Here is a 25481-nt window from a genome sequence, read left to right on the forward strand (position 1 = left end):
CTGCACACGCGGCCCTAAAGGCTTATTGGAGATAACAATAATGAAAGGCCGTAAAGCTGAAGGTATCCAACTCACACGGGCATTGAAGAGCCGGCACATCTTCATGCTCTCGCTCGGTGGCGTGATCGGCACCGGGCTGTTCATGGGCTCGGGCGTGACCATCAACCAGGGCGGGCCGGTGGGCGCGATCCTGGCCTACCTGGTGGCGGGTTTTCTGATGTACCTGGTGATGGTCTGCCTGGGCGAGCTGTCGGTGCAGATGCCGGTGTCCGGCTCGTTCCAGGCCCATGCGACCAAGTTCATCGGCCCCGCCACCGGCTTCATGATCGGCTGGGTGTACTGGATGAGCTGGGCCACCACCGTCGGCCTGGAGTTCACCGCCGCCGGCATGCTGATGGTGCGCTGGTTCCCCGAGGTGCCGATCTGGTACTGGTCGGCGCTGTTCGTGGCGGTGCTGTTCGGCATCAATGCCCTGGCCACCCGTGCCTTCGGCGAGGCGGAATACTGGTTCTCGGGCATCAAGGTGGCGGCGATCCTCGGCTTCATCATTGTCGGGGTGCTGGTGATCTTCGGTGCCATCCCGCTGACCAGCGGGGCACCGGCGCCGATGATGACCAACCTGATCGGCGACTCGCTGTTCCCCAACGGCCTGTCGGCGGTGTTCGCGGTGATGATGACCGTGGTCTACGCCTTCCAGGGCTGCGAGATCATGGGTGTGGCGGCGGGTGAAACCGACCAGCCGGAAAAGAGCATCCCGCGGGCGGTGCGCAACGTGGTGTTCCGCGTGCTGATCTTCTATGTGCTGGCCATCGTGGTGCTGTCGGCGATCGTGCCGTGGCAGCAGGCCGGGCTGATGGAAAGCCCGTTCGTGCAGGTGTTCGACATGGTCGGCATCCCCTATGCGGCGGACCTGATGAACTTCGTGATCCTCACCGCGATCCTGTCGGTGGGCAACTCGGGGCTGTATGCGTCCACCCGTATCCTCTGGGCGATGTCCAAGACCGGCATGGCGCCCAAGAGCCTGTCGCCGCTGAGCAGCCGTGGCGTACCGCTGCGCGCGCTGTTCATCACCCTGTGTTTCGCGCTGATCTCGCTGATGACCAGCTTTGTCGCGGCGGACACCTTGTTCATGGTGCTGATGGCGGTGAGCGGCATGTCGGGCACGGTGACCTGGATCGTGATTGCGTTGGCGCAGTACCGCTTCCGCCAGCAGTTCCTGCGCGAGGGCGGGCAAGTGAGCGACCTGAAGTACCGTGCGCCGCTGTACCCGCTGGTGCCGTTGCTGTGCATCACCCTGTGCAGTTCGCTGTTCGTGTTCTTGGCCATGGATGAGACCCAGCGGCCTTCGCTGTACTGGGGCTTCGGGTTCATTGCGCTGTGTTATGCGGCGTATTTCGTGGTGCAGCGCAGGCGCCAGGGGGTGGCGGTGGAAGTGCCGGTGGCCTGAGGAGGGATTGGCGGGGAATTAGGTGAGGGCCACCAGGTGTCCGCCGATGTTTTTGCTGCGCTTTTGAGATCGAGCGCCGCCCGCGCGGCGCATCGCTGGCAAGCCAGCTCCCACATCTGTTTCGGGCCAATTATTCCTGTGAAAGTACCGCTGCACGCCTTGGTGCATGTCTTAAGTCAGGTGAGGCGCCAGTGGTGCCCACCTCAATATCGAGTCGAACCAACAAGGCGGACAGTGATGAGCATGCAGGAGTGACTGGCCCGAAACAGATGTGGGCGCTGGCTTGCCAGCGATGCGCCGCGCGGGCGGCGCTCGATCTTCAGAGCGCTGCAAACCTGTCGCCATACACCTTGTAGGCCAAATCCGATCCCGCTCTTCCCCCGGTTCTCCAACCACTTGTTCGAAGTTGTAACACCGCCTTCTCCCCCAATTGCCTCCTTGTTGAACACTCGTTTAGCATGAGCCTCAAGTCACCCACCCTCAGCACAATCACAACAATCCGAGGCCCGTCATGACTGCTCCGTCGTCCCTACTCATCCAGGTTGAAGCCGGCGTCGCCACGATCACCCTGAACCGCCCCGACCAGCGCAACGCCCTGGACATCCCGACCCTCAAGCACCTGCACGCCACCCTGGACGCCTGCAACAGCGACCCGGCCGTGCGCGTGGTGGTACTGACCGGCACGGGCCGCAGCTTCTGCGCCGGCGCCGACCTGGCCGAATGGGCCGAGGCCGAAGCCCGTGGCGCCCTGGAAACCTACGGCTGGACCGAAACCGCCCACGCCCTGATGCAGTGCCTGCACAGCCTCGACAAACCCACCATCGCCGCCATCAACGGCACCGCGGTCGGTGCCGGCATGGACCTGACGCTGTGCTGCGACCTGCGCCTGGCCGCGCAATCCGCCCGTTTCAAGGCCGGCTACACCAGCATGGCCTACTCGCCGGACGCCGGCGCCAGCTGGCACCTGCCACGGCTGATCGGCAGCGAACAGGCCAAGCGCCTGCTGTTCCTCGACGAACTCTGGGGGGCCGAACGTGCCCTGGCCGCCGGCCTGGTGGGTGAAGTGGTCGCCGACGAGCAACTGGCCACGGCCACCGCCGAACTGGCTGCGCGCCTGGCCCAGGGCCCGACCTTCGCCCACGCCCAGACCAAACGCCTGATCCGCGACGGCGCCCAGCGCACCCTCGGCGAACAGCTCAGCGCAGAACTGGCCGCCGGCCTGCTGTGCGGGCGCAGCGCAGATGGCGCCGAGGCCTTGCGCGCCGCCACCGAAAAACGCGCGCCACGCTTCATCGGCAAGTAAGCACTCCCTCTTTCCCCCGGTTACCCAGGAACAGGCCATGAATTTCCAACTGACCCAAGAACAAGAAATGTTGGTGGATGCCGTACGCAGCTTCGTCGCCAAGGAGCTGCTGCCCCATGAAGAGGCCGTGGACCGCGCCGACGAAGTCTCCCCCGAACTCGCCGCGCAGATCCGCGGCAAGGCCATCGCCGCCGGCTTCTACGCCTTCAACATGCCCGAGGAAGTGGGCGGCGGCGGCCTCGACTACCTGTCCCAGGCCCTGATCGAGCGCGAACTGTCGAAAGTCTCCTGGGCGCTGCATGTGTTCGTCGCGCGGCCTTCGAAAATCCTCATGGCCTGCACCGGCCAGCAGATCGACGACTACCTGTTGCCGTGCATCCAGGGCGAGAAGATCGACTGCTTCGCCCTGACCGAGCCGGGCGCCGGCTCCGATGCCAACGCCATCAAGACCCGCGCCCTGCGCGAGGGCGACGACTTCGTGCTCAACGGCAGCAAGCACTTCATCAGCCATGCCGGGCACGCCGACTTCGCCATCGTCTTCGCCGTCACCGACACCTATGAGCAGAACGGCCGCAAGCGTAACGCCGTCACTGCCTTCCTGGTCGACCGCGACACCCCGGGCATGACCATCCGCCGTGGGCCGAAATGCGTGAGCAACCGTGGCTACCACACCTACGAGATGTTCTTCGACGACTGCCGGGTGCCGGCCAGCAAGGTGCTCGGCGAAGTTGGCAAGGGCTGGGAAGTGGCCAATGCCTGGCTGACCGCGGGCCGAGTGATGGTCGCCGCCAACTGCGTCGGCCAGGCCCAGCGCGCGCTGGATGCCTCGCTGCAGTGGGCCGCCGACCGCAAGCAGTTCGGCCAGGCGATCGGCAGCTATCAAGGGGTGTCGTTCAAGCTGGCCGACATGGCCACGCAGATCCGCGCCGCGGAGCTTTTGACCCTGCACACCGCCTGGAAGATGGACCAGGGCAGCATGACCGACGGTGAAGCCGGCATGGCCAAGCTGTTCGCCAGCGAAGTGCTGGGCAAGGTGGCCGACGAGGCGGTGCAGATCTACGGCGGCATGGGCCTGATGGACGAAGGCCCGGTGGAGCGGATCTGGCGCAACGCACGGATCGAGCGGATCTGGGAAGGCACCTCGGAGATCCAGCGCCACATCATCTCCCGTGAACTGCTGCGCCCGCTGCTGCGCTGACCGGAGCCCCGTCATGTCCAACGCCATTCGTGACAACCTCAAGCGCCTGTTGGCGCCCCGGCACCTGGCCTTCATCGGCGGGCGCAGCATGGCCCGCGCGCTCAAGCGCTGCGCCGACGGCGGCTACCAGGGCCAGCTGTGGCTGGTGAACCCGCAGCACGACAACATCGACGGCGTGCCTTGCGTGCGCAGCGTGGCCGAGCTGCCCTGCGCGCCGGACGCGGTGTTCATCGCCACCAACCGTGAACTGACCCTGGCCTGCGTTGCCGAACTGGCCGCCAAGGGCGCGGGCGGGGCGATCTGCTATGCCTCGGGCTTCGCCGAAAGCGGCGCCGAAGGCCTGGCCCTGCAACAGCAACTGCTGGCCGCCGCCGGCGACATGGCCCTGCTCGGGCCCAACTGCTACGGCCTGCTCGACTACCTGCACAGCGCCGCCCTGTGGCCCGTGGCCCACGGCGGCAAGGCGGTGGACAAGGGCGTGGCGGTGCTGACCCAGAGCGGCAACTTCGCCTACAACCTGTCCATGAGCGACCGTTCGCTGCCGGTGGCCTACATGGCCTCGGTGGGCAACCAGGCGCAACTGGGCATCGCCGAACTGATGGACGTGCTGCTCGACGAGCCACGGGTCACCGCTATCGGTCTGCACCTTGAAGGCCTGAAGAACGTGCCGGGCTTTGCCCGCGCCGCGCACAAGGCGCTGGAGAAGGGCATCCCGATCATTGCGCTGAAGACCGGGGTGTCGCAGATCGGCGCCGAACTGGCGTTGAGTCATACCAGCTCGCTGTCCGGCTCCGACGCCCTGTACGACAGCCTGTTCGAGCGCCTGGGGGTGATCCGTGTCAGTGGCCCGGTGAGCTTCGTCGAAACCCTCAAGGCCGCCGCCTGTGGCAACCTGCCCAAGGGCGACAGCCTGATCGCCCTGGCTTGCTCGGGTGGGGACGCCGGCCTGATCGCCGACTACAGCGAAAGCAACCAGCTGCGCCTGCCGGCCCTGGACAGCAGCCAGGTCGATGAGCTGGCCCAGGTACTACCGGCCTACGCCAACCTGGTCAACCCGCTGGACTTCACCACGGCGATCTGGGGCGACGGCCCGGCCAAGCAGCGCATGCTCGACAGCGCCCTGCGCAGCGATGCCGACGCGGCCATGCTGGTGCTGGATTACCCCGCCGAATTCACCGGCGAGCGCAAGGAATGCGACCTGCTGCTGGGGCTGTTCTGCGAGGCGCTACAGCGCCATGGCAAGACCGGCTTCGTCACCTCGGCCTTCCCCGAACTGCTGCCGGCCAGCGCCCGCGAGCGCTTGCACGCAGCCGGTGTGCCGGCCCTGCAAGGGGTGGAGGATGGCCTGGCGGCCTGGGGGAGGGTGGCCCGCTATGCGCAAAAGCGCGCGGCGCTGCTGGCGCTGGGCGAGTCGGCCTTGGTGCCGTTGTGCCCACGGGCACTTGGCGGTGACAGCCAGCTGCTGGATGAGTGGGCGTCCAAGCAGGCCCTGCGCGGCTTTGGTCTGCCTGTGCCGAACGGCGTGCTCAGCAGCCCACGGCAGGCGTTGGCCGAAGCGCGCAAGGTCGGCTTCCCGTTGGTGCTCAAGGCCGTCAGCGCGCAGTTGCCGCACAAGACCGAAGCCGGCGCGGTCGCGCTGAACCTGGGCGACGAAGCGGCCCTGAGCCGGGCACTGGAACAGATGCGCGCGCGCATCGCCGCCTACGCGCCTGGCGTCGCCTTCGACCAGGTGCTGCTCGAACCCATGGCCAGCGCACCGCTGGCCGAGCTGATCGTTGGCATCAAGCGCGAGCCGGACTTCGGCCTGGCGCTGGTGATCGGTGCTGGCGGCATCCTCGTCGAGCTGCTCAAGGACAGCAAGAGCCTGCTGTTGCCGACCACCGACGGCGCCATCCGCAACGCCGTGCTCGGCCTGCGCAGCGCCGCCTTGCTGCAGGGCTTTCGCGGCAAGCCGGTGGCGGACCTGGACGCGCTGGTCGCGGCCATCCGCGCGGTGGCCGACTACGCCTGCGAAAACGCCAGCCAGTTGCTGGAGCTGGATGTGAACCCATTGATGGTCGGTGCCACCGGCACCACCGCGGTCGATGCCTTGATCCGCCTCGGCCAGGCGTGAGGACATGAACATGACGAACAACCCATTGACCGGTGGCCAGGCGCTGGTGCGCCTGCTGGCCAACTACGGCGTCGACACCGTGTTCGGCATCCCCGGCGTGCACACCCTGGAGCTGTACCGCGGCCTGCCCGGCAGCGGCATCCGCCATGTGCTCACCCGCCACGAGCAGGGCGCAGGCTTCATGGCCGACGGCTATGCCCGGGTCAGCGGCAAGCCCGGGGTGTGCTTCATCATCACCGGCCCCGGTGTGACCAACGCCGCCACCGCCATCGGCCAGGCCTACGCCGACTCGATCCCGATGCTGGTGATCTCCAGCGTCAACCACACCGCCAGCCTGGGCAAAGGCTGGGGCTGCCTGCACGAGACCCAGGACCAGCGCGCCATGACCGCGCCGATCACCGCGTTCTCGGCGGTGGCCCTCAAGGCTGAAGACCTGCCGGAGCTGATTGCCCGCGCCTATGCCGTGTTCGACAGCGAGCGGCCACGCCCGGTGCATATCTCGGTGCCGCTGGATGTGCTGGCGGCGCCGGTGGCGCGGGATTGGAGCAATGAGGTGGTGCGACGCCCCGGGCGCGGCCCGGCGAACCTTGAAAGCGTTGCACTTGCGGCCAGCAAACTGGCGGCGGCCAAACGCCCGATGATCATTGCCGGGGGTGGTGCGCTGGGCGCTGCGGCCGAGCTGCAGCTGCTGAGCAAGCGACTGGCCGCGCCGTTCTTCACCAGCGTGGCCGGCAAGGGCCTGGCGCCCTTGGACTCGCCGCTCAACGCAGGCTCCAGCCTGTGCGTCGAGCCCGGCTGGGAGCTGATCGCCCAGGCCGACGTGGTACTGGCGGTCGGCACCGAAATGGCCGACACCGACTTCTGGCGCGAGCGCCTGCCGTTGAACGGCGAGCTGCTGCGGGTGGATATCGACCCGCGCAAGTTCAACGACTTCTACCCCTGCGCGGTGGCGTTGCACGGCGATGCCCGGCAGACCGTGGCTGCACTGCTCGAACAGCTGCCGGACAGCGTGCGCGATGCCGCAGCGGCCAGCGCGGCGGTGGCCACGCTGCGCAGCGCTGTACAGGCCAGCCACGGCCCGCTGCAGGCGCTGCACCAGTCCATCCTCGAGCGCATCGCCGCCGCGTTGCCGGACAACGCCTTCATCAGCACCGACATGACCCAGCTGGCCTACACCGGCAACTATGTGTTCAACAGCCGGGCGCCGCGCAGCTGGCTGCACCCGACCGGCTACGGCACCCTCGGCTACGGCCTGCCGGCAGGCATCGGCGGCATGTTCGGCAGCAGCGACCGCCCGGGCCTGGTGCTGGTGGGCGACGGCGGCTTCCTCTACACCGCCCAGGAACTGGCCACCGCCGTCGAAGAGCTGGACCGCCCGCTGGTGGTGGTGCTGTGGAACAACGATGCGCTGGGGCAGATCCGCGACGACATGCTCAACCTGGACATCGAGCCCATCGGCGTGCTGCCGCGCAACCCGGACTTCGCAGGCCTGGCCCGCGCCTTCGGTTGCACGGTCGCCCAGCCACAAAGCCTTGACGAACTGCAACGGGACCTGCGCGCAGGCTTTGCCCGCAACGGCGTGACCCTGATCGAGCTCAAGCACGCCTGCGCGCGCTGAGCCCATCCCGCACAACAGGATATTAGCCATGCGTTTTTCTTCCCTGACCCAACGGATCGCCGGTGACGGCGCCGCCGCCTGGGAGATCCACTACCGCGCCCTGGCCATGCTCGAACAGGGCCGCGACGTGCTGCTGCTGTCGGTGGGCGACCCGGACTTCGACACCCCGGCGCCCATCGTCCAGGCCGCCATGGACAGCCTGCAGGCCGGCAACACCCATTACGCCGACGTGCGCGGCAAGCGCAGCCTGCGCGAGGCCATCGCCCGGCGGCACCAGCAGCGCAGTGGCCAGGCGGTGACCGCCGACCAGGTGACGGTGCTGGCGGGGGCGCAGTGTGCGCTGTTCTGCGTGGCCCAGTGCGTGCTGGAGCCGGGCGATGAAGTCATCGTCGCCGAGCCGATGTATGTGACGTACGAAGCCGTCTTCGGCGCCTGCGGAGCGAAAGTGGTACCGGTGCCTGTGCGCCCGGAGCACGGTTTCCGTGTGCAGCCCGAGGATGTGGCCGCGCGAATCACCCCGCGTACCCGCGCCCTGGCGCTGAACAGCCCGCACAACCCCTCCGGCGCCAGCCTGCCGCGCAGCACCTGGGAGGCGTTGGCCGAACTGTGCATCGGCCACGATTTGTGGCTGATCAGCGACGAGGTGTACAGCGAGCTGCTGTACGACGGCGAGCACATCAGCCCCGGCAGCCTGCCGGGCATGGCCGAGCGCACGGCGACGCTCAACAGCCTATCCAAGTCCCATGCCATGACCGGCTGGCGGGTCGGCTGGGTGGTGGGCTCGCCGGCACTGGCCGGGCACCTGGAAAACCTGGCGCTGTGCATGCTGTACGGCTCGCCGGACTTCATCCAGGACGCCGCGGTGGTTGCGCTTGAGCAGTCACTGCCAGAGCTGGAAGCGATGCGCGAAGCCTATCGCCAGCGCCGCGACCTGGTGTGCGCAAGCCTGGCGGATTGCCCGGGTGTGCGTGCGCTCAAGCCTGATGGCGGGATGTTCGTGATGGTCGATATCCGCGAGACCGGGCTCAGTGCGCAGGACTTCTCCAACCGCCTGCTCGATCTGCATGGGGTTTCGGTGCTGGCCGGTGAGGCCTTCGGCCCCAGCGCAGCCGGGCATATCCGCCTGGGCCTGGTGCTCGGCGCCGAGCCGCTGCGTGAAGCCTGTCGGCGCATCGTGTTGTGTGCCGCCGAGCTGATGGAGGCGCAACGTGATGCGTGAGTACAGCCGTCTGTTCATCGATGGCCGCTGGCAGCAGCCAGTGGGGCAGGGCATGGCCGAGGTGATCGACCCGGCCAGCGAAGCGGTCGCCGGCAAGGTGCCGCTGGGCAATGAAGAGGATGTGGAGCGAGCCGTACAGGCAGCCCGCCGGGCGTTTGCCGACTGGTCGCGAACGCCCTCCAGTGTGCGCGCCGGGTATATTCGTGCCTTGGTCGACCAGCTCAAGGCCCGTGCTGACGAGATGGCCGCCGTGATCACCACCGAGCTAGGCATGCCAGTGCAGTGGTGCCGGCCGGTGCAGGTGGACGGGCCGATCGTCGGGCTTGAGCAGTACATTGAGTTGGCCGGGTTGATGGACGAGGTGCGCGAGGTCGGGAACTCGCTGGTGTACCGCGAGGCCGTGGGCGTGTGTGCGTTCATCAACCCGTGGAACTACCCGCTGCACCAGCTGATCGGCAAGCTGGCGCCAGCCCTGGCGGCAGGCTGCACCGTGGTGGTCAAGCCCAGCCAGGAAACCCCGCTGCACGCGTTCCTGCTGGCCGAGATGATCGAGGCCATCGGCCTGCCGGCCGGGGTGTTCAACCTGGTCAGCGGGCCGGGGTCGAAAGTGGGTGAGGCCTTGGCGCGCCACCCGCAGGTGGACATGGTTTCGTTCACGGGCTCCACCGGCGCGGGCGTGCGCGTATCCCAGGCGGCGGCGCCGTCGGTGAAGCGGGTGTGCCTGGAGCTGGGCGGCAAGTCGCCGCTGCTGATCACCGCCGATGCCGATCTGCAGGCCGCGGTGCGCTATGGCGTGCAGGACGTGATGATCAACTCGGGGCAGACCTGCACGGCGCTGACCCGCATGCTGTTGCCGGCGTCGCGCTATGCCGAGGCGTTGGACATCGCCGTGGACGAGGCGCGCGGGCTGGTGATGGGCGACCCGCAGGATCCGCGCAGCTTCCTCGGGCCGATGTGTTCGGCGGGGCAGCGGCGCACGGTGCAGGAGTACATCCGCATTGGGCAGGAGGAGGGCGCACGGTTGTTGTGCGGCGGTGAAAGGGCACCGGGCTTCGAGCGTGGGTTCTATGGGCCGCCGACGATTTTTGCCGATGTCGATAACCGTATGCGTATCGCCCAGGAGGAAATCTTCGGGCCGGTGCTGTGCCTGATTCCCTATGCCGACGAGGCTGAAGGGGTTGCCCTGGCCAATGATTCGCCGTTCGGGTTGTCCAGCGCGGTGTGGGCTGGTAGTCGGGACAAGGCGCTGCAACTGGCGCGGCAGTTGCGCGCGGGGCAGTGCTTCGTCAACGGTGGAGCGTTCAATTACCAGGCGCCGTTTGGCGGGTACAAGCAGTCGGGGAATGGGCGCGAGTGGGGGGAGGAGGGGTTGGGTGAGTTTGTAGAAACCAAGGCAATTCAGTTTTAGACCCCCAATACCTACATGACTCAAGCCAGGCGGGGCGCCAGAAGTGCCCACCTCAGTACCGCGTCGTGCCTACAAGGCGGACAGCGATGAAATCACAGGAGTGACTGGCCCGAAACAGATGTGGGAGCCGGCTTGCCGGCGATGCGCCGCGCGGGCGGCGCTCGATCTTGAGGGCGCTGCACATCTGTCGCCATGCAGCTGGGGGCCCACATGCGATTTCAAGACAGGCGCTTGGGCATCTCACTGTTGGCCCTGTGAAATCAAGATTCGGTAATGGCCACCAGGTGCATGGCGGGATATTAGGTGAGGGCCACTATGTGCCTGCCGGTGCTTTTGCAGCGCCTATGAGATCGAGCGCCGCCCGCGCGGCGCATCGCCGGCAAGCCGGCTCCCACATCTGTTTCGGGCCAGTCACTCCTGTGGTTTCATCGCTGTCCGCCTTGTTTGTCTGGCGTGATTGCTGAGTGGGCTTCGAGGCCTGCTGCTACACAACCTGCTCCTGCGGCGTCTCGAACGCCACGAACAACTGATCCGCCGTAATCGTCCCCAGGTCCAGCCGCATGTTCTGCTCGAGCATGGCGAACAACCGGGTGAACACCTCGAACACCTTGCAGTGGTCCTCCATCCCGGCAAACGGGTTGTCGATCTTCTCGGCGATCAGCGAGCTTTCCTGCACCGCGTCATACACCTCGCGCAGGGTGATCTGCTGGGGCGGGCGGGCCAGGGTCACGCCGCCCTGGGCGCCGCGGTAGGAGGTGAGGATATCGGCCTTGACCATCTGCGACACCAGGCCGCGCACGCGGGTGGGGTGCACCTTCACCCACTTGGCGATGGTCTCGGTGCGCAGCTTCTGCGGGGCATTGGCCGCCACGAACGAGAGAATGTACGAAGCCGTGATCAGGCGGGTCGACTGGCTCATGGAGGTAGTGGCTCCCTGCGAAAACGCTCATGTTACACGATGAAAATTGCCCGGCTCGGGCCCCTGGAAAACAGCTTGTCGTGCCGCTAATGTATTTGTTACGGTAACAATTACAAATAATACACAGCTTCTACGCACTCCGCTTTGACCGAACAACAATTCCTTACGGTTCAACAGGGGCACATGCATGAGCGATAACAACAAGAACAGTCCTCAGGCCATTCTCGACGGCGGCTTGCCGCGCCGGGACTTCCTGAAATACAGCGCCGTCGCCGCAGCCATCGCCGGGGCGTTTTCCCTCGGCCTGCCACTGAACGGCCATGCTGGCGAAGCCACGCCGAAACCCGGTGGCACCCTGCGCCTGGGCCTGGCGGGGGGCAGCACCACCGATTCCAAGGACCCGGGCTCCTGGGTCGACACCTTCACCTTCATCGGCTTCTCGGCGGTGTACAACACCCTCACCGAAATCGCCGTGGACGGCACCGCCATCCCTGAGCTGGCCGAGCGCTGGGTATCCAGCCCGGACGCCAAGACCTGGACGTTCACCCTGCGCCAGGGCGTGACCTTCCACAACGGCAAGACCCTCGCCGCCGACGATGTGGTCGCCTCGATCCAGCACCACCTGGGCGAAAAATCCACCTCCGCCGCCAAGACCGTACTGGGCGATGTCGCCCAGGTACACGCCAGTGCCCCCGACACGGTGGTGTTCGAGCTGCATTCGGGCAACGCCGACTTCGCCTACGTGGTCGCCGACTACCACCTGGTGATCATGCCCGCCAAGGACGGCCAGGCCGACTGGCAGGCCGGCATCGGCACCGGCGGCTACCGCATCAACGGTTTCGAGCCGGGCGTGCGCATGGACCTTGAGCGCAGCCCGGACTACTGGAAGCCGGGCAGGGCGCATTTCGCCAGCGCCGAGCTGCTCGCCATCGCCGATGGCGCCGCGCGGGTCAACGCACTGGTCACCGGCAAGGTCGATGTGATCAACAAGGTCGACCTCAAGACCGTGGCGCTGCTAAAGCGCAACCCCAAGCTGGTGATCGAGGAAACCAAGGGCGCCCAGCACTACACCTTCCCGATGCTCACCGACAGCGCGCAGTTCAAGGACAACAACGTGCGCCTGGCCCTCAAGCACGCGGTCGACCGCCAGGCCCTGCTGGCCTCGGTGCTGTACGGCTACGGCCAGGTCGGCAACGACCACCCGCTGCAGCCGGCCAACCGCTTCATCAACCCGGCCCTGGAACAGCGCGCCTACGACCCCGACAAGGCGCGCTTCTACCTGCGCCAGGCCGGCATGGACAGCCTCAAGGTGCGCCTGCAAGCCTCCGATGCCGCCTACAGCGGCGCGGTGGACGCCTCGGTGCTGTTCAAGGAGCAGGCGCGCCAGGCCGGGATCGACATCGACGTGGTGCGCGAGCCGGCCGATGGCTTCTTCTCCAATGTCTGGATGAAACAACCCTTCACCACCTCGTTCTGGTACTCGAGCCTGACCGCCGACCGCATGTTCAGCATCGGCTACGCCAAGGGCGCGGCGTGGAACGAGACCCACTGGGACAACCCACGCTTCAACCAGCTGCTCAATGCTGCCCGCGGCGAGATGAACGAAACGCTGCGCCGCGAGATGTACAACGAGATGCAGGCGCTGTGCCGCGACGATGGCGGGGCCATCGTGCCGCTGTTCGCCAGCTCCGTGGCCGCGCGCTCCACCCGGGTGGCGCATGGCGGGCAGACCGCCCCCTACGGCGAACTCGATGGCCTGCGGGTGATCGAGCGCTGGTGGCAGGCCTGAACTTCGCGCGCGTTGAAGGAGTGCAATGGTGAATACCCTTGGCAAGTTACTGATGCAGCGCCTGGCCCTGGGCCTGCTGTCGTTGTTCGCGGTGTCGGTGGTGATCTTCCTGGCCGTGGGCATGCTGCCGGGCGATATCGCCCAGGCCATGCTCGGCCAGTCGGCCACCCCGGAAACCGTGGCGGCGTTCCGCGCCCAACTGGGGCTGGACCTGTCGCCCGTGCAGCGCTTCGTGCAGTGGGCCTGGCGCCTGCTGCACGGCGACCTGGGCGTGTCCCTGGCCAACCAGCGGCCGATCGTCGAGCTGGTGGGCGCGCGGCTGGGCAACACCTTCAGCCTGGCGTTGCTGGCGGCGCTGTTCTCGGTACCGACCGCGTTGCTGCTGGGCATGCTGGCGGCGCTGTACCGCAACAGCTGGTTCGACCGGCTGCTCAACACCGGCGCGCTGAGCGCGGTGTCGTTCCCCGAGTTCTTCGTCGCCTACATCCTGATCCTGGTGTTCGCGGTCAAGCTCGAATGGCTGCCGGGCATCTCCAGCCTGGCGCCGGGGGCGTCGCTGGGTGAGGTGCTGCAGGTGTCGCTGCTGCCGGTGGCGACCCTGAGCCTGGTGGTGATCGCGCAGATGATGCGCATGACCCGCGCCTCGTTGATCAACCTGCTGGCCAGCCCGTACATCGAAATGGCCCGGCTCAAGGGTGTGTCGCCGGCGCGGATCATCTTCCGGCACGCCTTGCCCAACGCCCTGGCACCGATCGTCAACGTGGTGGCGCTGAACCTGGCCTACCTGGTGGTGGGCGTGGTGGTGGTGGAGGTGGTGTTCGTCTACCCGGGCCTGGGCCAGCTGCTGGTGGACTCGGTGGCCAAGCGCGACATCCCGGTGGTGCAGGCCTGCAGCCTGATCTTCGCCGGCACCTACATCCTGCTCAATACCGGCGCCGACGTGCTGTCGATCGCCAGCAACCCACGCCTGATGCACCCGAAGGGGTAGACCATGAGCCTGATCACACCTTTGCTGCGCGCGCCCCTGAGCGCCAAGTTCGGCCTGCTGGTGATCGTCGCCTACCTGGTGGTGGCGTTGTTCGCGCCGCTGCTGGCGCCCTACGGCGAAACCCAGGTGGTGGGCGAGGGCTTCGCGCCCTGGGGCCCGGAGTTCTTGCTGGGCACCGACAACCTCGGCCGCGACATGTTCAGCCGCCTGCTGTACGGCGCCCGCAACACCCTCGGCATCGCCTTCCTGACCACCACCCTGGCGTTCCTGCTGGGCGGCCTGTGCGGGCTGGTCGCGGCGATCAAGGGCGGCTGGATCGACCAGGGCCTGTCACGGGTGGTGGACATCCTGATGGCCATCCCGCAACTGATCTTCGCCTTGCTGATCCTCAGCGTGGTCGGCACCACGGCCACCTCGCTGGTGCTGGTGATCGCGCTGCTGGACGCCACCCGGGTGTTCCGCCTGGCGCGGGCGGTGGCCATGAACGTGGTGGTGCAGGACTTCGTCGAGGCCGCGCGGCTGCGCGGGGAAGGCCTGTGGTGGCTGGTCAGCCGGGAAGTGCTGCCCAACGCCGCGGCGCCCCTGATCGCCGAGTTCGGCCTGCGCTTCTGCTTCGTCTTCCTGTTCATCAGCGCCTTGTCGTTCCTCGGCCTGGGCATCCAGCCGCCCACCGCCGACTGGGGCAGCATGGTGCGCGACAACGCGGTGCTGATCACCTTCGGTGACGTCAGCCCGCTGCTGCCGGCCCTGGCGGTGGCGTTGATCACGGTGAGCGTGAACTTTGTCGTCGACTGGGTGCTGCACCTGTCCAGTGGCCTGAAGGAGTGCTGAGCATGAGCCAAGACACCTTGTTGACGATCCGCGACCTGCGTATCGAAGGCCACTACGAAAACGCCTGGCACCCGCTGATCAAAGGCATCGACCTGACCCTGCAACGTGGCGAGGTACTGGGCCTGATCGGCGAGTCCGGGGCCGGCAAGTCCACCCTGGGCCTGGCCGCCATGGGGTACGTGCGCGACGGCTGCCGGATCACCGGCGGCAGCGTGTGCTTCGATGGCATCGAGTTGCTCCAGGCCAGCGCCGAGACCCTGCGCAAGCTGCGCGGCCTGCGCATCGCCTACGTGGCGCAGAGCGCCGCGGCCTCGTTCAACCCGGCGCACCGGCTGATCGAGCAGCATGTGGAAACCGCAGTGATCAATGGCGGCATCGACCGCGCCCGGGCCGAGGCCGAGGCGGTCGAGCTGTACCGTATCCTGCGCCTGCCAGACCCCGAGCACATCGGCCAGCGCTACCCGCACCAGCTCTCCGGCGGGCAGTTGCAGCGGGTGATGACGGCGATGGCCATGGCCTGCCACCCCGACCTGATCATCTTCGACGAGCCGACCACGGCGCTGGACGTCACTACCCAGATCGAGGTGCTGGCGGCGATCCGCGATGCGGTGAAGACCTTCGGCAGTGCCGCGCTGTACATCAGCCATGACCTGGCGGTGGTGGCGCAGATGGCCGACCGGATCATGGTGCTGCGCCATGGCAGCCTGGTGGAAGAGGCGCAGACCCGCACCATGCTCAGCGCGCCACAGCAGGCCTACACCCAGTCGCTGTGGGCGGTGCGCAATTTCCATACATCCGCCAAGGCCTGCCCCAGCCATGAACAGCCGCTGCTGGAAGTGCGCAAGGTCGATGCCAGCTATGGCCATCAGCCGGTGCTGCACGATGTCTCGCTGAAGCTGTACCGCGGCCAGACGCTGGCGGTGATCGGCGAGTCCGGCAGTGGCAAGAGCACCACGGCGCGGCTGATCAGCGGGCTGCTGCAGCCGACCTCGGGCCAGGTGCTGTACGAAGGCGAGGCGCTGCCGGCGGACTATCGCCAGCGCAGCAAGGAGCAGCTGCGGCGCATCCAGATGATCTACCAGATCCCCGACACCGCGCTCAATCCACGCCAGCGCATCGTCGACATCATTGGCCGGCCGTTGAGTTTCTATCTCGGCTTGAAGGGCAAGGCGCTGCGTGAGCGGGTCGCCGAGCTGCTGCGCATGATCGACCTGGAACCGGCCAAGTACATGGATCGCCTGCCACGCGAACTGTCCGGCGGGCAGAAGCAGCGCATCTGCATTGCCCGCGCCCTGGCGGCCGAACCACAGCTGATCATCTGCGACGAAGTGACCTCGGCCCTCGACCAGCTGGTGGCCGAAGGCGTGCTGAAGCTGCTCGACCGCATCCAGCGCGAGCTGGGCGTGGCCTACCTGTTCATCACCCACGACGTCGCCACCGTGCGCGCCATCGCCGACGAGGTGCTGGTGATGCAGCGGGGCAGGGTGGTCGATCACGGCAGCCGCGAGGCGATCTTCCGGCCGCCGTTCCGCGACTACACCGGCTTGCTGTTCTCCTGCGAGCCGGAGATGGACCCCGACTGGCTCGACCGTTTGCTGGCGGCCCGTAACACCGAATCTCCCCTGGAAACCGTTTAAGGATCCCCCATGAAAGTACTGATCGTTCACGCCCACCCCGAGCCGCAATCCTTCACCGCCGCGCTGCGTGACCAGGCGGCCGAGACCTTCCGCGCCCAGGGCCATGAGGTGCAGGTGAGTGACCTGTACGCGATGGGCTGGAACCCGGTGGCCAGCGCCGAAGACTTCAGCCACCGGGAGAACCCGGAGTACCTGGTGTATGCGCTGGAGCAACGGCTGGGGGTGAAGAGCGGGTCCATCGCGCCGGATATCCAGCAGGAGCTGGACAAGCTGCTGTGGGCCGATTTGCTGGTGCTGAACTTCCCGATTTTCTGGTTCTCGGCGCCGGCGATGCTCAAGGGCTGGATCGACCGGGTGCTGGTGTCGGGGGTGTGCTACGGCGGCAAGCGCTTCTATGACCAGGGCGGGCTGGCGGGCAAGCGGGCGCTGGTGACCGTGACCCTGGGCGGGCGCGAGCACATGTTTGGCGAAGGGGCGATCCATGGGCCGTTGGAGGACATGCTGCGGCCGATTCTGCGCGGCACCTTGGCCTATGTCGGCTTCGAGGTGCTGGAGCCGTTCGTGGCGTGGCATGTGCCGTATATCAGCGATGACGCGCGCAAGGATTTCCTGCGCAGCTACCAGCAACGTCTGGAGCAGCTTTCGGATGATCTGCCGATGACCTTCCCGCGCCTGGAGCAATTCGACGAGGCGCTGTACCCACTGGCGCAGCAATAGCCGCGCGCACCGAGAAATCGCGCCTTGCCAACAGGGCGGACAGTGGAGATGTCACAGACAAGACTGGCCCGAAACAGATGTGGGAGCTGGCTTGCCAGCGATGCGCCGCGCGGGCGGCGCTCGATCTGATAGGCGCTGCAAAAACACCGGCGAGCACCCGGTGGCCCTGACCCGATCTCCCGGCATGCACCTGGTGGCCATTCCCGACTCCTGATTTTTCAGGGCCGGTAATGTGACACCCAACAGCCTGTCTTGAGATCGCATAAGGGCCATCAGGTGCATGACGGAAGTCTTGCAGCGCCCTCAAGATCGAGCGCCGCCCGCGCGGCGCATCGCTGGCAAGCCAGCTCCCACATCTGTTTCGGGCCAGTCACTCCTGGCCTATCTCCACTGTCCGCCTTTTTGGCATGACACAAAATCGCATCGCCCCCACCCATTCGGGGTATGGCCCCCATCCTTCGATCCCCCGATAGTTACCCCATCCGCTCACCCGAGCCGATCCTGATCACACGATGGAGTTGCTATGCGCAAGGCATTCAAGGTGATTTCCAGTCTGTTGCTGTGCTGCACCGCCACCGCCACCCTGGCGACCGAGGCAGACACCGGCAACACACTCAGGTTGTACAACTGGACCGACTACATCGGCGAAAACACCCTCGCCGATTTCGAGAAACAAACCGGCATCAAGGTCATCTACGACACCTTCGACGGCTACGAAACAGTGCAGACCAAACTGCTCACCGGCCGCTCCGGCTACGACCTGGTGATGCTCAACGCCTCCCTGGTGCCGCCGCTGATCAAGGCCAAGGTGTTCCAGCCGCTGGACAAGAGCAAGCTGCCCAGCTGGGCCAACCTCGACCCGCACGTGGTGCAGAGCATGCAAGCCTACGACCCCGGCATGGTCTATTCGGCGCCCTACACCTGGGGCAGCTCGGGCGTCACCTACAACGTCGACAAGATCAAGCAGCGCATGCCCGACGCGCCCATCGGCTCGCTGGCCATGCTGTTCGACCCCAAGATCGTCTCGCGCTTCGCCGACTGCGGCGTGACCTTGATGGACGCCCCCAGCGAAGTCATCCCGCTGGCCCTCAAGTACCTCGGCAAAGACCCGAAAAGCGCCGCCCCGGCAGATCTCAAGGCCGCCCAGGACCTGCTGCTGGGCATCCGCCCGTTCATCAAGAAGTTCGATTCGGTGAACTACCTCACCAGCCTGCCCAATGGCGACGTGTGCATGGCCCTGACCTGGTCCGGCGACTACGCCACCGCCCAGGCCCGCGCCACGGAGGCGAAGAAGGACATCAACCTGGCGTTCTTCATCCCCAGGGAAGGCTCGCTGATCTGGTTCGACAGCCTCTACCTGCCCAACGACGCGCCCCACGCCGCCAACGCCCATCGCTTCATCGAATACCTGCTGCAGCCCAAGACCATGGCCGAGGTGACCAACTACATCCACTACGCCAACAGCAACGCTGCCGCCACGCCGCTGGTGCAGGCCGATATCCGCAACGACCCGGCCATCTACCCCGACGACCAGACCCGCGAGCGCCTGTTCACCCAGAAAGCCCAGGGCCCGCAGGCCATGCGCGCCATCACCCGGGTCTGGAGCACGGTCAAGACCGGCATCTGACACCTTTCACCGTATCGCTTCGACAAGGAACCGCTCATGGCTACCCCCATTCGCAAGCTGGCCGACGCCCCGCACAACGACCATCTGGTGCAGGCCGACAAGGCCCACTACATGCACGGCTACCATGTGTTCGACGAGCACGCCGAGCAGGGCGCGCTGAACATCCAGGCCGGTGAAGGCGCCTACATCCAGGACACCGAGGGCAACCGCTTCCTCGATGCCGTCGGCGGCATGTGGTGCACCAACATCGGCCTGGGCCGCGAGGAAATGGCCCTGGCCATCGCCGACCAGGTGCGCCAACTGGCCTATTCCAACCCGTTTTCCGACATGGCCAACCCCAAGGCCATCGAGCTGTGCGAGAAGCTCGCCAGCCTGGCGCCGGGCGATCTCAACCACGTGTTCCTCACCACCGGCGGCTCCACCGCGGTGGACACCGCCTACCGGCTGATCCAGTACTACCAGAACTGCCGCGGCAAACCGCACAAGAAGCACGTGATCGCCCGCTACAACGCCTACCACGGCTCCACCTGCCTGACCATGTCGATCGGCAACAAGGCCGCCGACCGGGTGCCGGAGTTCGACTACGCCCACGACCTGATCCACCACGTGTCCAACCCCAACTTCTACCGGGCGGCGGACGACATGGACGAGGCCGAATTCCTCGATTTCCTGGTGGCCGAGTTCGAGGACAAGATCCTCTCCCTGGGCGCCGACAACGTCGCCGCCTTCTTCGCCGAGCCGATCATGGGCTCGGGCGGGGTGATCATCCCGCCCGAAGGGTACTTCCAGCGCATGTGGCAGGTGTGCCAGACCTACGACATCCTGTTCGTCGCCGACGAAGTGGTGACCTCGTTCGGCCGGCTGGGCACCTTCTTCGCCTCCGAGGCCTTGTTCGGCGTCACGCCCGATATCATCACCACCGCCAAGGGCCTGACCTCGGCCTACCTGCCGCTGGGGGCGTGCATCTTCTCCGAGCGCCTGTGGAAAGTGATCGCCGAACCCGGCAAGGGCCGCTGCTTCACCCACGGCTTCACCTACAGCGGGCACCCGGTGTGCTGCGTGGCGGCGCTGAAGAACATCGAGATCATCGAACGGGAAAACCTGCTGGCCCACGTGAACGACGTCGGCAGCTACCTGGAGCAGCAGTTGCAGACCCTGGCCGAGCTGCCGCTGGTGGGCCAGGTGCGCTGCATGAAGCTGATGGCCTGCGTCGAATTCGTGAGCAACAAGCAAACCAAGGCGCTGTTCCCCGATGAAGTGAACATCGGCGAGCGCATCCATGTGCGGGCCCAGGCCAAGGGCTTGCTGGTGCGGCCGATCATGCACCTGAACGTGATGTCGCCGCCGCTGATCATCACCCACGCCCAGGTGGACCAGATCGTCGACACCCTGCGCAGCTGCATCCTCGATGCCGCACGGGAGCTGACCGAGCAGGGCCTGTACCACGGCCAATGACCTACCTGCCGCCACAGGTGCGCGCCCATGCCCCGGCCGGTAGACTGCGGGGCATGAGCCGAGCACACGAAAACACCACAATAAGCCTGCCGTTTCATGCCCTGCAGCAATGGCACGGCGCCCTGCAACAGGCCTTCGCCCACAGCGAGGGCCCGGATGCGCTGGCCTGGCTGGCGGCCGCCATCAGCCAGCTGGTGGGCGCCGAGTCGATGCTGATCAGCCTGGAGCGCAAAGGCCTGCCGCCGCAGCTGCTGTACCAGCAGGGCATTCCCGACCGTTACCACGAGGCCGTGCTGGAGCGTTATTTCGCCGCCGGCTACCTGCTCGACCCGTTCTGCCTGGCCGTGCAGAAGGGCCTGGCCCAGGGCTTCTACCACCTGGAAGACATCGCCCCGGACAACTTCTTCGACAGCGACTACTACAAGGCCTACTACCTGGGCACCGGTTGCAGCGAGGACAGCTATTTCATCGTCGACCTGGAGAATGACAGCAAGATTTCCCTCAGCCTGTTCCAGGGTTGCAGCGGCGCCCGGCTGGGTGTCGAGCAACTGCACCTGCTGCAGGCGGTCGAGCCAATGGTGCGCGAGTTGCTGCTGCGTTTCGCCCGGCACGGGCTGGCGCAGCAGCCGGAAGGCAAGGGCAGTGTGCAGGCTGCGTTCGACAGCTTTGGCTGCGGGGTGCTGACCGAGCGCGAGCGGGAAGTGGCGCAGATGGTGCTGCAGGGGCACTCGGTGAAATCCACCGCCCATGAGCTGGGGATCTCGCCGGAGACGGTGCGCATGCACCGCAAGAACCTGTACCTGAAGCTTGCGATCAATTCGCAGTCGGAGTTGTTTGCGCAGTTTATCGAGTGGTTGCGGCGGGGGTGAGCGGCGGACGTTGCTGCGGTCTCTGGCCGATCACCCCTGCGGCCACACATGACTCAAGCCCTACGCCAAGGCGGGCAGCGGTACTTGTACAGGAATCATTGGCCCGAAACAGATGTGGGAGCCGGCTTGCCGGCGATGCGCCGCGCGGGCGGCGCTCGATCTTGAGAGCGATGCAAGGCTGCCGTCATGCACCTGGTGGCCCTAATGCGATCTCAAGACAGGCTGTTGGGTGTCACATTATTGGCCCTGAAGAATCAGGATTCGGTAATGGCCTCCAGGTGCATGCCGGGAGATTGGGTCAGGGCCACCAGGTGCTCGCCGGTGTTTTTGCAGCGCCTATGAAATCGAGCGCCGCCCGCGCGGCGCATCGCCGGCAAGCCGGCTCCCACATCTGTTTCGGGCCAATTATTCCTGTAAAGGTACCGCTGCCCGCCTTGGTGCATGCCTCAAGTCATGTTGGAAGCCTTGGCGCATGCCTCAAGTCATGCTGGAAGGCCTTGAGTGCCTGACGCGGTTTATCGGTGGCCGTCTCGCCTCACATCCCCCAATACTTCAACGCCCACAACACCCCCATCCCAACCCCCAGCGTCAGCAGGGTACTGCGGGTGCGCCAGGCCACCACGCCGGCCAGTATCGCCGCCGGTATCTGCGGGTTGCTCCAGTCGAACGCCGCATGCCGGTCCTGATACACCACCGCCGGCAGCACCAGCGCCGCCAGCACGCTCGCCGGCACGTAGGCCAGCGCCCGGCGGAACCACGGCGGTATGCGCAGGCTGCGGTAGTACTCGATGAACGACAGGCGCAGGGCAAAGGTGCCAAGGCCCGCCAGCAGGAAGGTGATCCATTGCCAAGTCTGGCTCATGAGGCCTCCTGGTCGGCGCGTTGTTCGACGGCGGCACCCATGCCCACCTGCTCCAGCGCCAGCCCGGCCAGGATGCCGCCGAGCGCGGCCACCAGCATCCCCAGGTTGTAGGGCATGTCGATGGCCAGCACCGCCAGCACCCCGCCCACCGTTGCCGCACCGAGCATCGCCCGGTTACGGATGGCCGGCACCAGCAGCGCCAGGAACGACAGCGGGATGGCAAACCCCAGCGACCAGGTCGGCGGGATGCCTGAACCCACCGCCACGCCCACCAGCACGGCGAGGTTCCAACCCAGCCACATGACGATGGCGGTGCCCAGGTAGTACTCGAAGGCAAACGCACCCAGGCCTTCGCGTGAATTGAGCCTGAGGGTGCACAGGGCGAAGGATTGGTCCGAAAGCAGGTAGGCCATCGACCAGCGGCGGTGGCGGGGCAGGTCGCTGAAGTGCGGCGCCAGCGAGGCGCTGTACATCAGAAAGCGCAGGTTGATCACCAGCGCGGTGACCACCATGGTGATCGGCAAGGCGCCGTTCTGCATCAGTTGCAGCACGGCCATCTGCGCCGAACCTGAGTAGAACAGCAGGGTCATGCCCATGGCCTCACTCGGCGACAGGCCCATGTTGATCGCCGTGACCCCGGTGATCAGGCCGAACGGCACGATCCCGGTGGTCAGCGGCAGGACTGCGCGGGCACCCTGCGTAAGCGCTTGGGCCCTGTTGGATGGTTGCATTGGAATGCCTTCTGAAATGGCCCGGCAAGCTGCGGCCGGGATCGCTGCAGGCCAGCGCCGATGGGGCTTTGGCGCGCCTTTAGCGGTCACGCTAATGCGCGGCAGAATTGCTGGCAACGGCAGATTTATGGAATATTAGGCCTAAAAAAACTAGGGCTCACGCCATGCCGTTACACGCGCCAACCCGCCATACCCTGCAGCTCAATGCACTGCGCGCCTTCGAGGCCTCCGCCCGGCTGGGGGGCTTTGCCCGCGCGGCCGACGAGCTGAAAGTCAGCCCTGGCGCCATCGCCGCGTTGGTCAAGACACTCGAGGCCCAGTACGGTGCCGTGCTGTTCGAACGCCACGCCAAAGGCGTACGGCTCACGCCATTGGGCGAAAGCGTGAAGGCCCAGTTCACCGAGGCCTTCGATGCGGTGGAGGAGGCCGCGCGTACCTTGCGCCGGCTGGCCGCACCGCAGCGGGTGCATATCGTCACATCGCCGGCCTTGGCGCAGTTGTGGATCGGCCCGCGCCTGCCGCGCCTGACCGAACTGCTGGCACCCATCGAGATCTCGGTCACGGCGGTGGACGAGCCGCCCAACCTCAAGCGCAGCCCTTATGACCTGTGCCTGTTCTACACCGACAAGCCGGGGCACGGGCAGCGTGTGCTGTGCAGTGAAGCGGTGGTCCCGGTGTGCGTGCCGGCTCTGGCGGCCGGTATCGAGCGCCCAGAAGACCTGTGCGACACGCGCTGTATTGCCGATGTCGGCTGGAGCGACTGGGCGGCGTGGGCTGGCGCGGTGATGCCTGATACCTCATTCGTGGCCCAGGGGCCGGGGTTCTCGTTGTACTCCATCGCCGTGCAGCAGGCGCTGCTGGGCGCCGGTGTGCTGATAGGGCGGCAGAGCCTGGTGCAGCGCCACCTCGACAGTGGCGAGCTGATCATGCCGATTGCCCACACCGTCCCCCTGGGGGTCGATATCGCCGTGTGGCGGCTGCCTGTGGCGCGCGGCAATCGCATGGTCATCAAGGTAGAGGAGGCGCTGGCGCAGTTGGCCTAGCGCTGCCGGCGTCACTGCAGCACGGCACGCAACGCACCGGTAACGACGATGGCGAACAGCACCACCGGCAGGATGGAGTAGCGCGTGGCGGCAAGCAGGGTCAGGGCCAATGCGATCAGGTCGGCCGGGTCACCGCTGACGAATTTGGGCGCGATCACCGCGATCAGCACACAGCCAGGCGCGGCGCTGAGCACTTGGGTGAGCTGCGGCCCCATGACCCGATTGCGTAGCAGCAAAAAGCCCAGTGCGCGTGTGAGGTAAGTGACCAGGGCCATGCCGAGGATCGTGGCCAGGGTGGTGATGTCGATCATGGCTTGGCCCACAGGTAAGCGCTGGTCAGCCCGGCCACGGTGCCCGCCAGGACGTACCAGCCGCCGGGGATCAACAGGTGGAACAGCGCGGCGGTCACCAGGCTGAACAGCCAGGGGAGGGCGGCGTGCACCCCTTTCCACATACCCTTGAGCAGCACCAGGAAAACGGCGGCGAAGGCCATGTCGAAGCCGTAGCTGCGCAGGTCGCCGAGCATCGGCCCAACCAGCGCCCCCAGGGTGGTGAAACTGACCCAGGTGGCCCACAGGCACAGCGACACGCCCATGTAGTAGCGCAGGCTGAAGCCCTTGTGCCGACGGGCATCGGCCAGGCCCATGGCCCAGCTTTCGTCGCACATGAAGAACAATGCGCCCAGCGCCTGCTTCAGGGGCAGGTGGCGCAGGTAGGGCGCCAGGGTCGCGCCCATCAGCAGGTGGCGGCTGTTGACCAGCAGGGTCATGGCGACGATCACCAGCAGCGCCGGTGGCGAGGTCCACAGCTCGATGGCGGCGAACTCGGAGCCACCGCCGAAGTTCAGGCCGGTCATCAACGCAACCTCACCCGCATTGAGCTGGTGTTGCGACGCCTGCGCGCCGAGTACCAGGGCGAACGGGATGAAGCCCAACAGCATCGGCAGCGCGGCCACGGCGCCGCGGCGCAGTTCGCTGTCGGGAGCTGTGGCAGGGGGATCGTTCAGGGCGGGTTCAAGGGTATTCATGGTCACCTCCAGTGGAGGGTAATTATTTCAATGTACGGTTGAAATAGGCTTGCGTAGTTGCAAGATACCCGTGAGCATTTGGCATCTGATACCAATAAATATTAATTTGAGGTTTTCAATGCCAATCAAGCTTGATGCCATCGACCGCCGCATCCTGCGCGCCCTGCAACGGGACGGCCGCCTGCAGAATCAGGAGCTGGCCAAGCAAGTGGGGTTGTCCCCGTCGCCGTGCCTGCGGCGGGTACGGCTGCTGGAGGACGCGGGGGTAATCGAGCGCTATGTGGCGCTGGTGGACCCGGCCAAGGTGGCGTTGGGCCTGACCTTGTTCGTGCGGGTGTGGCTCAAGCGCCAGGACCAGGAGACCACCGACATCTTCATCAACGCGGTGCGCCTGCTGCCGGAGGTGGTGGAGTGCCATGTCATGGCCGGCGACTGCGACCTGTTGCTGCGGGTGGTGGCGGCAGACCTGGAAGCCTACCGGCGTTTCCAGGTTGCCCACCTGACCAGCCTGGATGTGGTGCAGAACGTCAAGACCGAAGTGCCCATGGAGAAGGTCAAGCTGACCACCGAGTTGCCGGTGTAGTACTCGGCGGGCGCTGCAATGGGCGAGGTGCACGCGGAGAAAGATCTGGAATGGGGCTTTGTTATTAAATAGAATCAATCGCATTCATGTTGTGCAG

Annotated in this window: 22 protein-coding genes; 17 read left to right on the forward strand and 5 right to left on the reverse strand. The window is 66.1% G+C overall.

Annotated features, from left to right (window positions below; all coding sequences use genetic code 11):
• The first annotated feature begins 40 nt into the window (after positions 1-40).
• The 7 genes from L6D77_RS16730 (at position 41) to L6D77_RS16760 (ending at position 10306) form a co-directional block, all read left to right on the forward strand.
• Positions 41-1447, forward strand: a complete 1407-nt coding sequence (locus L6D77_RS16730; protein WP_232884504.1) for an amino acid permease — start codon at positions 41-43, stop codon at positions 1445-1447.
• A gap of 511 nt (positions 1448-1958) precedes the next feature.
• Positions 1959-2750: an enoyl-CoA hydratase/isomerase family protein gene (locus tag L6D77_RS16735; protein ID WP_232884505.1), complete on the forward strand. Its 792-nt coding sequence runs from the start codon at positions 1959-1961 to the stop codon at positions 2748-2750.
• Between the two features lie 37 nt (positions 2751-2787).
• Positions 2788-3948: an acyl-CoA dehydrogenase family protein gene (locus tag L6D77_RS16740; protein WP_232884506.1), complete on the forward strand. Its 1161-nt coding sequence runs from the start codon at positions 2788-2790 to the stop codon at positions 3946-3948.
• Positions 3949-3961: 13 nt separating this feature from the next.
• Positions 3962-6061: an acetate--CoA ligase family protein gene (locus tag L6D77_RS16745; protein ID WP_232884507.1), complete on the forward strand. Its 2100-nt coding sequence runs from the start codon at positions 3962-3964 to the stop codon at positions 6059-6061.
• 10 nt (positions 6062-6071) lie between these two features.
• Positions 6072-7679, forward strand: a complete 1608-nt coding sequence (locus L6D77_RS16750; RefSeq protein ID WP_232884516.1) for a 5-guanidino-2-oxopentanoate decarboxylase — start codon at positions 6072-6074, stop codon at positions 7677-7679.
• Positions 7680-7707: 28 nt separating this feature from the next.
• Positions 7708-8898 (forward strand): pyridoxal phosphate-dependent aminotransferase, encoded by a 1191-nt coding sequence (locus tag L6D77_RS16755; protein WP_232884508.1) that lies wholly within the window; start codon positions 7708-7710, stop codon positions 8896-8898.
• Positions 8891-10306: an aldehyde dehydrogenase family protein gene (locus L6D77_RS16760; RefSeq protein ID WP_232884509.1), complete on the forward strand. Its 1416-nt coding sequence runs from the start codon at positions 8891-8893 to the stop codon at positions 10304-10306. The genes L6D77_RS16755 and L6D77_RS16760 overlap by 8 nt, the downstream gene beginning before the upstream one ends.
• Before the next feature lie 484 nt (positions 10307-10790).
• Here L6D77_RS16760 and L6D77_RS16765 read toward each other — a convergent pair whose 3' ends face one another.
• Positions 10791-11225: an RrF2 family transcriptional regulator gene (locus L6D77_RS16765; protein WP_232884510.1), complete on the reverse strand. Its 435-nt coding sequence runs from the start codon at positions 11223-11225 to the stop codon at positions 10791-10793.
• A gap of 187 nt (positions 11226-11412) precedes the next feature.
• On the opposite strand from L6D77_RS16765, the gene L6D77_RS16770 reads away from it, so the two are divergent.
• From L6D77_RS16770 to L6D77_RS16805, 8 genes are all read left to right on the forward strand, one after another.
• Positions 11413-13014: an ABC transporter substrate-binding protein gene (locus L6D77_RS16770; protein WP_232884511.1), complete on the forward strand. Its 1602-nt coding sequence runs from the start codon at positions 11413-11415 to the stop codon at positions 13012-13014.
• Positions 13015-13042: 28 nt separating this feature from the next.
• Positions 13043-14002 carry an ABC transporter permease gene (locus L6D77_RS16775; RefSeq protein WP_110992889.1) on the forward strand — a complete coding sequence of 320 codons (960 nt, stop codon included), beginning with the start codon at positions 13043-13045 and terminating at the stop codon, positions 14000-14002.
• A gap of 3 nt (positions 14003-14005) precedes the next feature.
• Complete coding sequence (locus L6D77_RS16780) at positions 14006-14833, forward strand: ABC transporter permease (protein WP_194792262.1); 828 nt, start codon at positions 14006-14008, stop codon at positions 14831-14833.
• A 2-nt stretch (positions 14834-14835) separates the two neighbouring features.
• Positions 14836-16470: an ABC transporter ATP-binding protein gene (locus L6D77_RS16785; protein WP_232884512.1), complete on the forward strand. Its 1635-nt coding sequence runs from the start codon at positions 14836-14838 to the stop codon at positions 16468-16470.
• Positions 16471-16479: 9 nt separating this feature from the next.
• Positions 16480-17187: an NAD(P)H-dependent oxidoreductase gene (locus L6D77_RS16790; protein ID WP_232884513.1), complete on the forward strand. Its 708-nt coding sequence runs from the start codon at positions 16480-16482 to the stop codon at positions 17185-17187.
• Positions 17188-17710: 523 nt separating this feature from the next.
• A complete protein-coding gene (locus L6D77_RS16795) occupies positions 17711-18814 on the forward strand; it encodes a polyamine ABC transporter substrate-binding protein (protein WP_232885425.1) in 1104 nt (367 codons plus the stop codon).
• A 36-nt stretch (positions 18815-18850) separates the two neighbouring features.
• Positions 18851-20269: an aminotransferase gene (locus tag L6D77_RS16800; protein WP_232885426.1), complete on the forward strand. Its 1419-nt coding sequence runs from the start codon at positions 18851-18853 to the stop codon at positions 20267-20269.
• A gap of 53 nt (positions 20270-20322) precedes the next feature.
• The gene (locus tag L6D77_RS16805; RefSeq protein ID WP_232885427.1) at positions 20323-21138 is read left to right on the forward strand and encodes a helix-turn-helix transcriptional regulator; all 816 of its coding nucleotides are present in this window, start codon (positions 20323-20325) and stop codon (positions 21136-21138) included.
• A 535-nt stretch (positions 21139-21673) separates the two neighbouring features.
• Here the strand turns inward: L6D77_RS16805 and L6D77_RS16810 are convergent.
• Together L6D77_RS16810 and L6D77_RS16815 are read right to left on the reverse strand one after the other, a co-directional pair.
• The gene (locus L6D77_RS16810) at positions 21674-22000 is read right to left on the reverse strand and encodes an AzlD domain-containing protein (protein WP_232885428.1); all 327 of its coding nucleotides are present in this window, start codon (positions 21998-22000) and stop codon (positions 21674-21676) included.
• Positions 21997-22731, reverse strand: coding sequence for an AzlC family ABC transporter permease (locus L6D77_RS16815; protein ID WP_232885429.1), 735 nt, complete (start codon positions 22729-22731; stop codon positions 21997-21999). The genes L6D77_RS16810 and L6D77_RS16815 overlap by 4 nt, the downstream gene beginning before the upstream one ends.
• A 164-nt stretch (positions 22732-22895) precedes the next feature.
• Between L6D77_RS16815 and L6D77_RS16820 the strand changes: the two genes are divergently transcribed.
• The gene (locus L6D77_RS16820; protein WP_232885430.1) at positions 22896-23774 is read left to right on the forward strand and encodes a LysR family transcriptional regulator; all 879 of its coding nucleotides are present in this window, start codon (positions 22896-22898) and stop codon (positions 23772-23774) included.
• An 11-nt stretch (positions 23775-23785) separates the two neighbouring features.
• Here the strand turns inward: L6D77_RS16820 and L6D77_RS16825 are convergent, their stop codons facing one another.
• Together L6D77_RS16825 and L6D77_RS16830 are read right to left on the reverse strand one after the other, a co-directional pair.
• A complete protein-coding gene (locus L6D77_RS16825) occupies positions 23786-24085 on the reverse strand; it encodes an AzlD family protein (RefSeq protein WP_232885431.1) in 300 nt (99 codons plus the stop codon).
• Positions 24082-24801: an AzlC family ABC transporter permease gene (locus L6D77_RS16830; RefSeq protein WP_232885432.1), complete on the reverse strand. Its 720-nt coding sequence runs from the start codon at positions 24799-24801 to the stop codon at positions 24082-24084. The genes L6D77_RS16825 and L6D77_RS16830 overlap by 4 nt, the downstream gene beginning before the upstream one ends.
• A 118-nt stretch (positions 24802-24919) precedes the next feature.
• On the opposite strand from L6D77_RS16830, the gene L6D77_RS16835 reads away from it, so the two are divergent.
• Positions 24920-25384 carry an Lrp/AsnC family transcriptional regulator gene (locus tag L6D77_RS16835; RefSeq protein WP_232885433.1) on the forward strand — a complete coding sequence of 155 codons (465 nt, stop codon included), beginning with the start codon at positions 24920-24922 and terminating at the stop codon, positions 25382-25384.
• Positions 25385-25481 lie beyond the last annotated feature (97 nt).

This window comes from Pseudomonas parasichuanensis, assembly GCF_021601385.1.
Classification (GTDB): Bacteria; Pseudomonadota; Gammaproteobacteria; order Pseudomonadales; family Pseudomonadaceae; genus Aquipseudomonas; species Aquipseudomonas parasichuanensis.

Coding starts and splice junctions, on each gene's coding strand:
- L6D77_RS16830 (WP_232885432.1), bottom strand. CDS start 24,801: ATGAATACCCTTGAACCCGCCCTGAACGATCCCCCTGCCACAGCTCCC.
- L6D77_RS16785 (WP_232884512.1), top strand. CDS start 14,836: ATGAGCCAAGACACCTTGTTGACGATCCGCGACCTGCGTATCGAAGGC.
- L6D77_RS16795 (WP_232885425.1), top strand. CDS start 17,711: ATGCGCAAGGCATTCAAGGTGATTTCCAGTCTGTTGCTGTGCTGCACC.
- L6D77_RS16740 (WP_232884506.1), top strand. CDS start 2,788: ATGAATTTCCAACTGACCCAAGAACAAGAAATGTTGGTGGATGCCGTA.
- L6D77_RS16825 (WP_232885431.1), bottom strand. CDS start 24,085: ATGATCGACATCACCACCCTGGCCACGATCCTCGGCATGGCCCTGGTC.
- L6D77_RS16780 (WP_194792262.1), top strand. CDS start 14,006: ATGAGCCTGATCACACCTTTGCTGCGCGCGCCCCTGAGCGCCAAGTTC.
- L6D77_RS16835 (WP_232885433.1), top strand. CDS start 24,920: ATGCCAATCAAGCTTGATGCCATCGACCGCCGCATCCTGCGCGCCCTG.
- L6D77_RS16810 (WP_232885428.1), bottom strand. CDS start 22,000: ATGAGCCAGACTTGGCAATGGATCACCTTCCTGCTGGCGGGCCTTGGC.
- L6D77_RS16745 (WP_232884507.1), top strand. CDS start 3,962: ATGTCCAACGCCATTCGTGACAACCTCAAGCGCCTGTTGGCGCCCCGG.
- L6D77_RS16805 (WP_232885427.1), top strand. CDS start 20,323: ATGAGCCGAGCACACGAAAACACCACAATAAGCCTGCCGTTTCATGCC.
- L6D77_RS16790 (WP_232884513.1), top strand. CDS start 16,480: ATGAAAGTACTGATCGTTCACGCCCACCCCGAGCCGCAATCCTTCACC.
- L6D77_RS16820 (WP_232885430.1), top strand. CDS start 22,896: ATGCCGTTACACGCGCCAACCCGCCATACCCTGCAGCTCAATGCACTG.
- L6D77_RS16760 (WP_232884509.1), top strand. CDS start 8,891: ATGCGTGAGTACAGCCGTCTGTTCATCGATGGCCGCTGGCAGCAGCCA.
- L6D77_RS16755 (WP_232884508.1), top strand. CDS start 7,708: ATGCGTTTTTCTTCCCTGACCCAACGGATCGCCGGTGACGGCGCCGCC.
- L6D77_RS16765 (WP_232884510.1), bottom strand. CDS start 11,225: ATGAGCCAGTCGACCCGCCTGATCACGGCTTCGTACATTCTCTCGTTC.
- L6D77_RS16770 (WP_232884511.1), top strand. CDS start 11,413: ATGAGCGATAACAACAAGAACAGTCCTCAGGCCATTCTCGACGGCGGC.
- L6D77_RS16800 (WP_232885426.1), top strand. CDS start 18,851: ATGGCTACCCCCATTCGCAAGCTGGCCGACGCCCCGCACAACGACCAT.
- L6D77_RS16735 (WP_232884505.1), top strand. CDS start 1,959: ATGACTGCTCCGTCGTCCCTACTCATCCAGGTTGAAGCCGGCGTCGCC.
- L6D77_RS16730 (WP_232884504.1), top strand. CDS start 41: ATGAAAGGCCGTAAAGCTGAAGGTATCCAACTCACACGGGCATTGAAG.
- L6D77_RS16750 (WP_232884516.1), top strand. CDS start 6,072: ATGACGAACAACCCATTGACCGGTGGCCAGGCGCTGGTGCGCCTGCTG.
- L6D77_RS16815 (WP_232885429.1), bottom strand. CDS start 22,731: ATGCAACCATCCAACAGGGCCCAAGCGCTTACGCAGGGTGCCCGCGCA.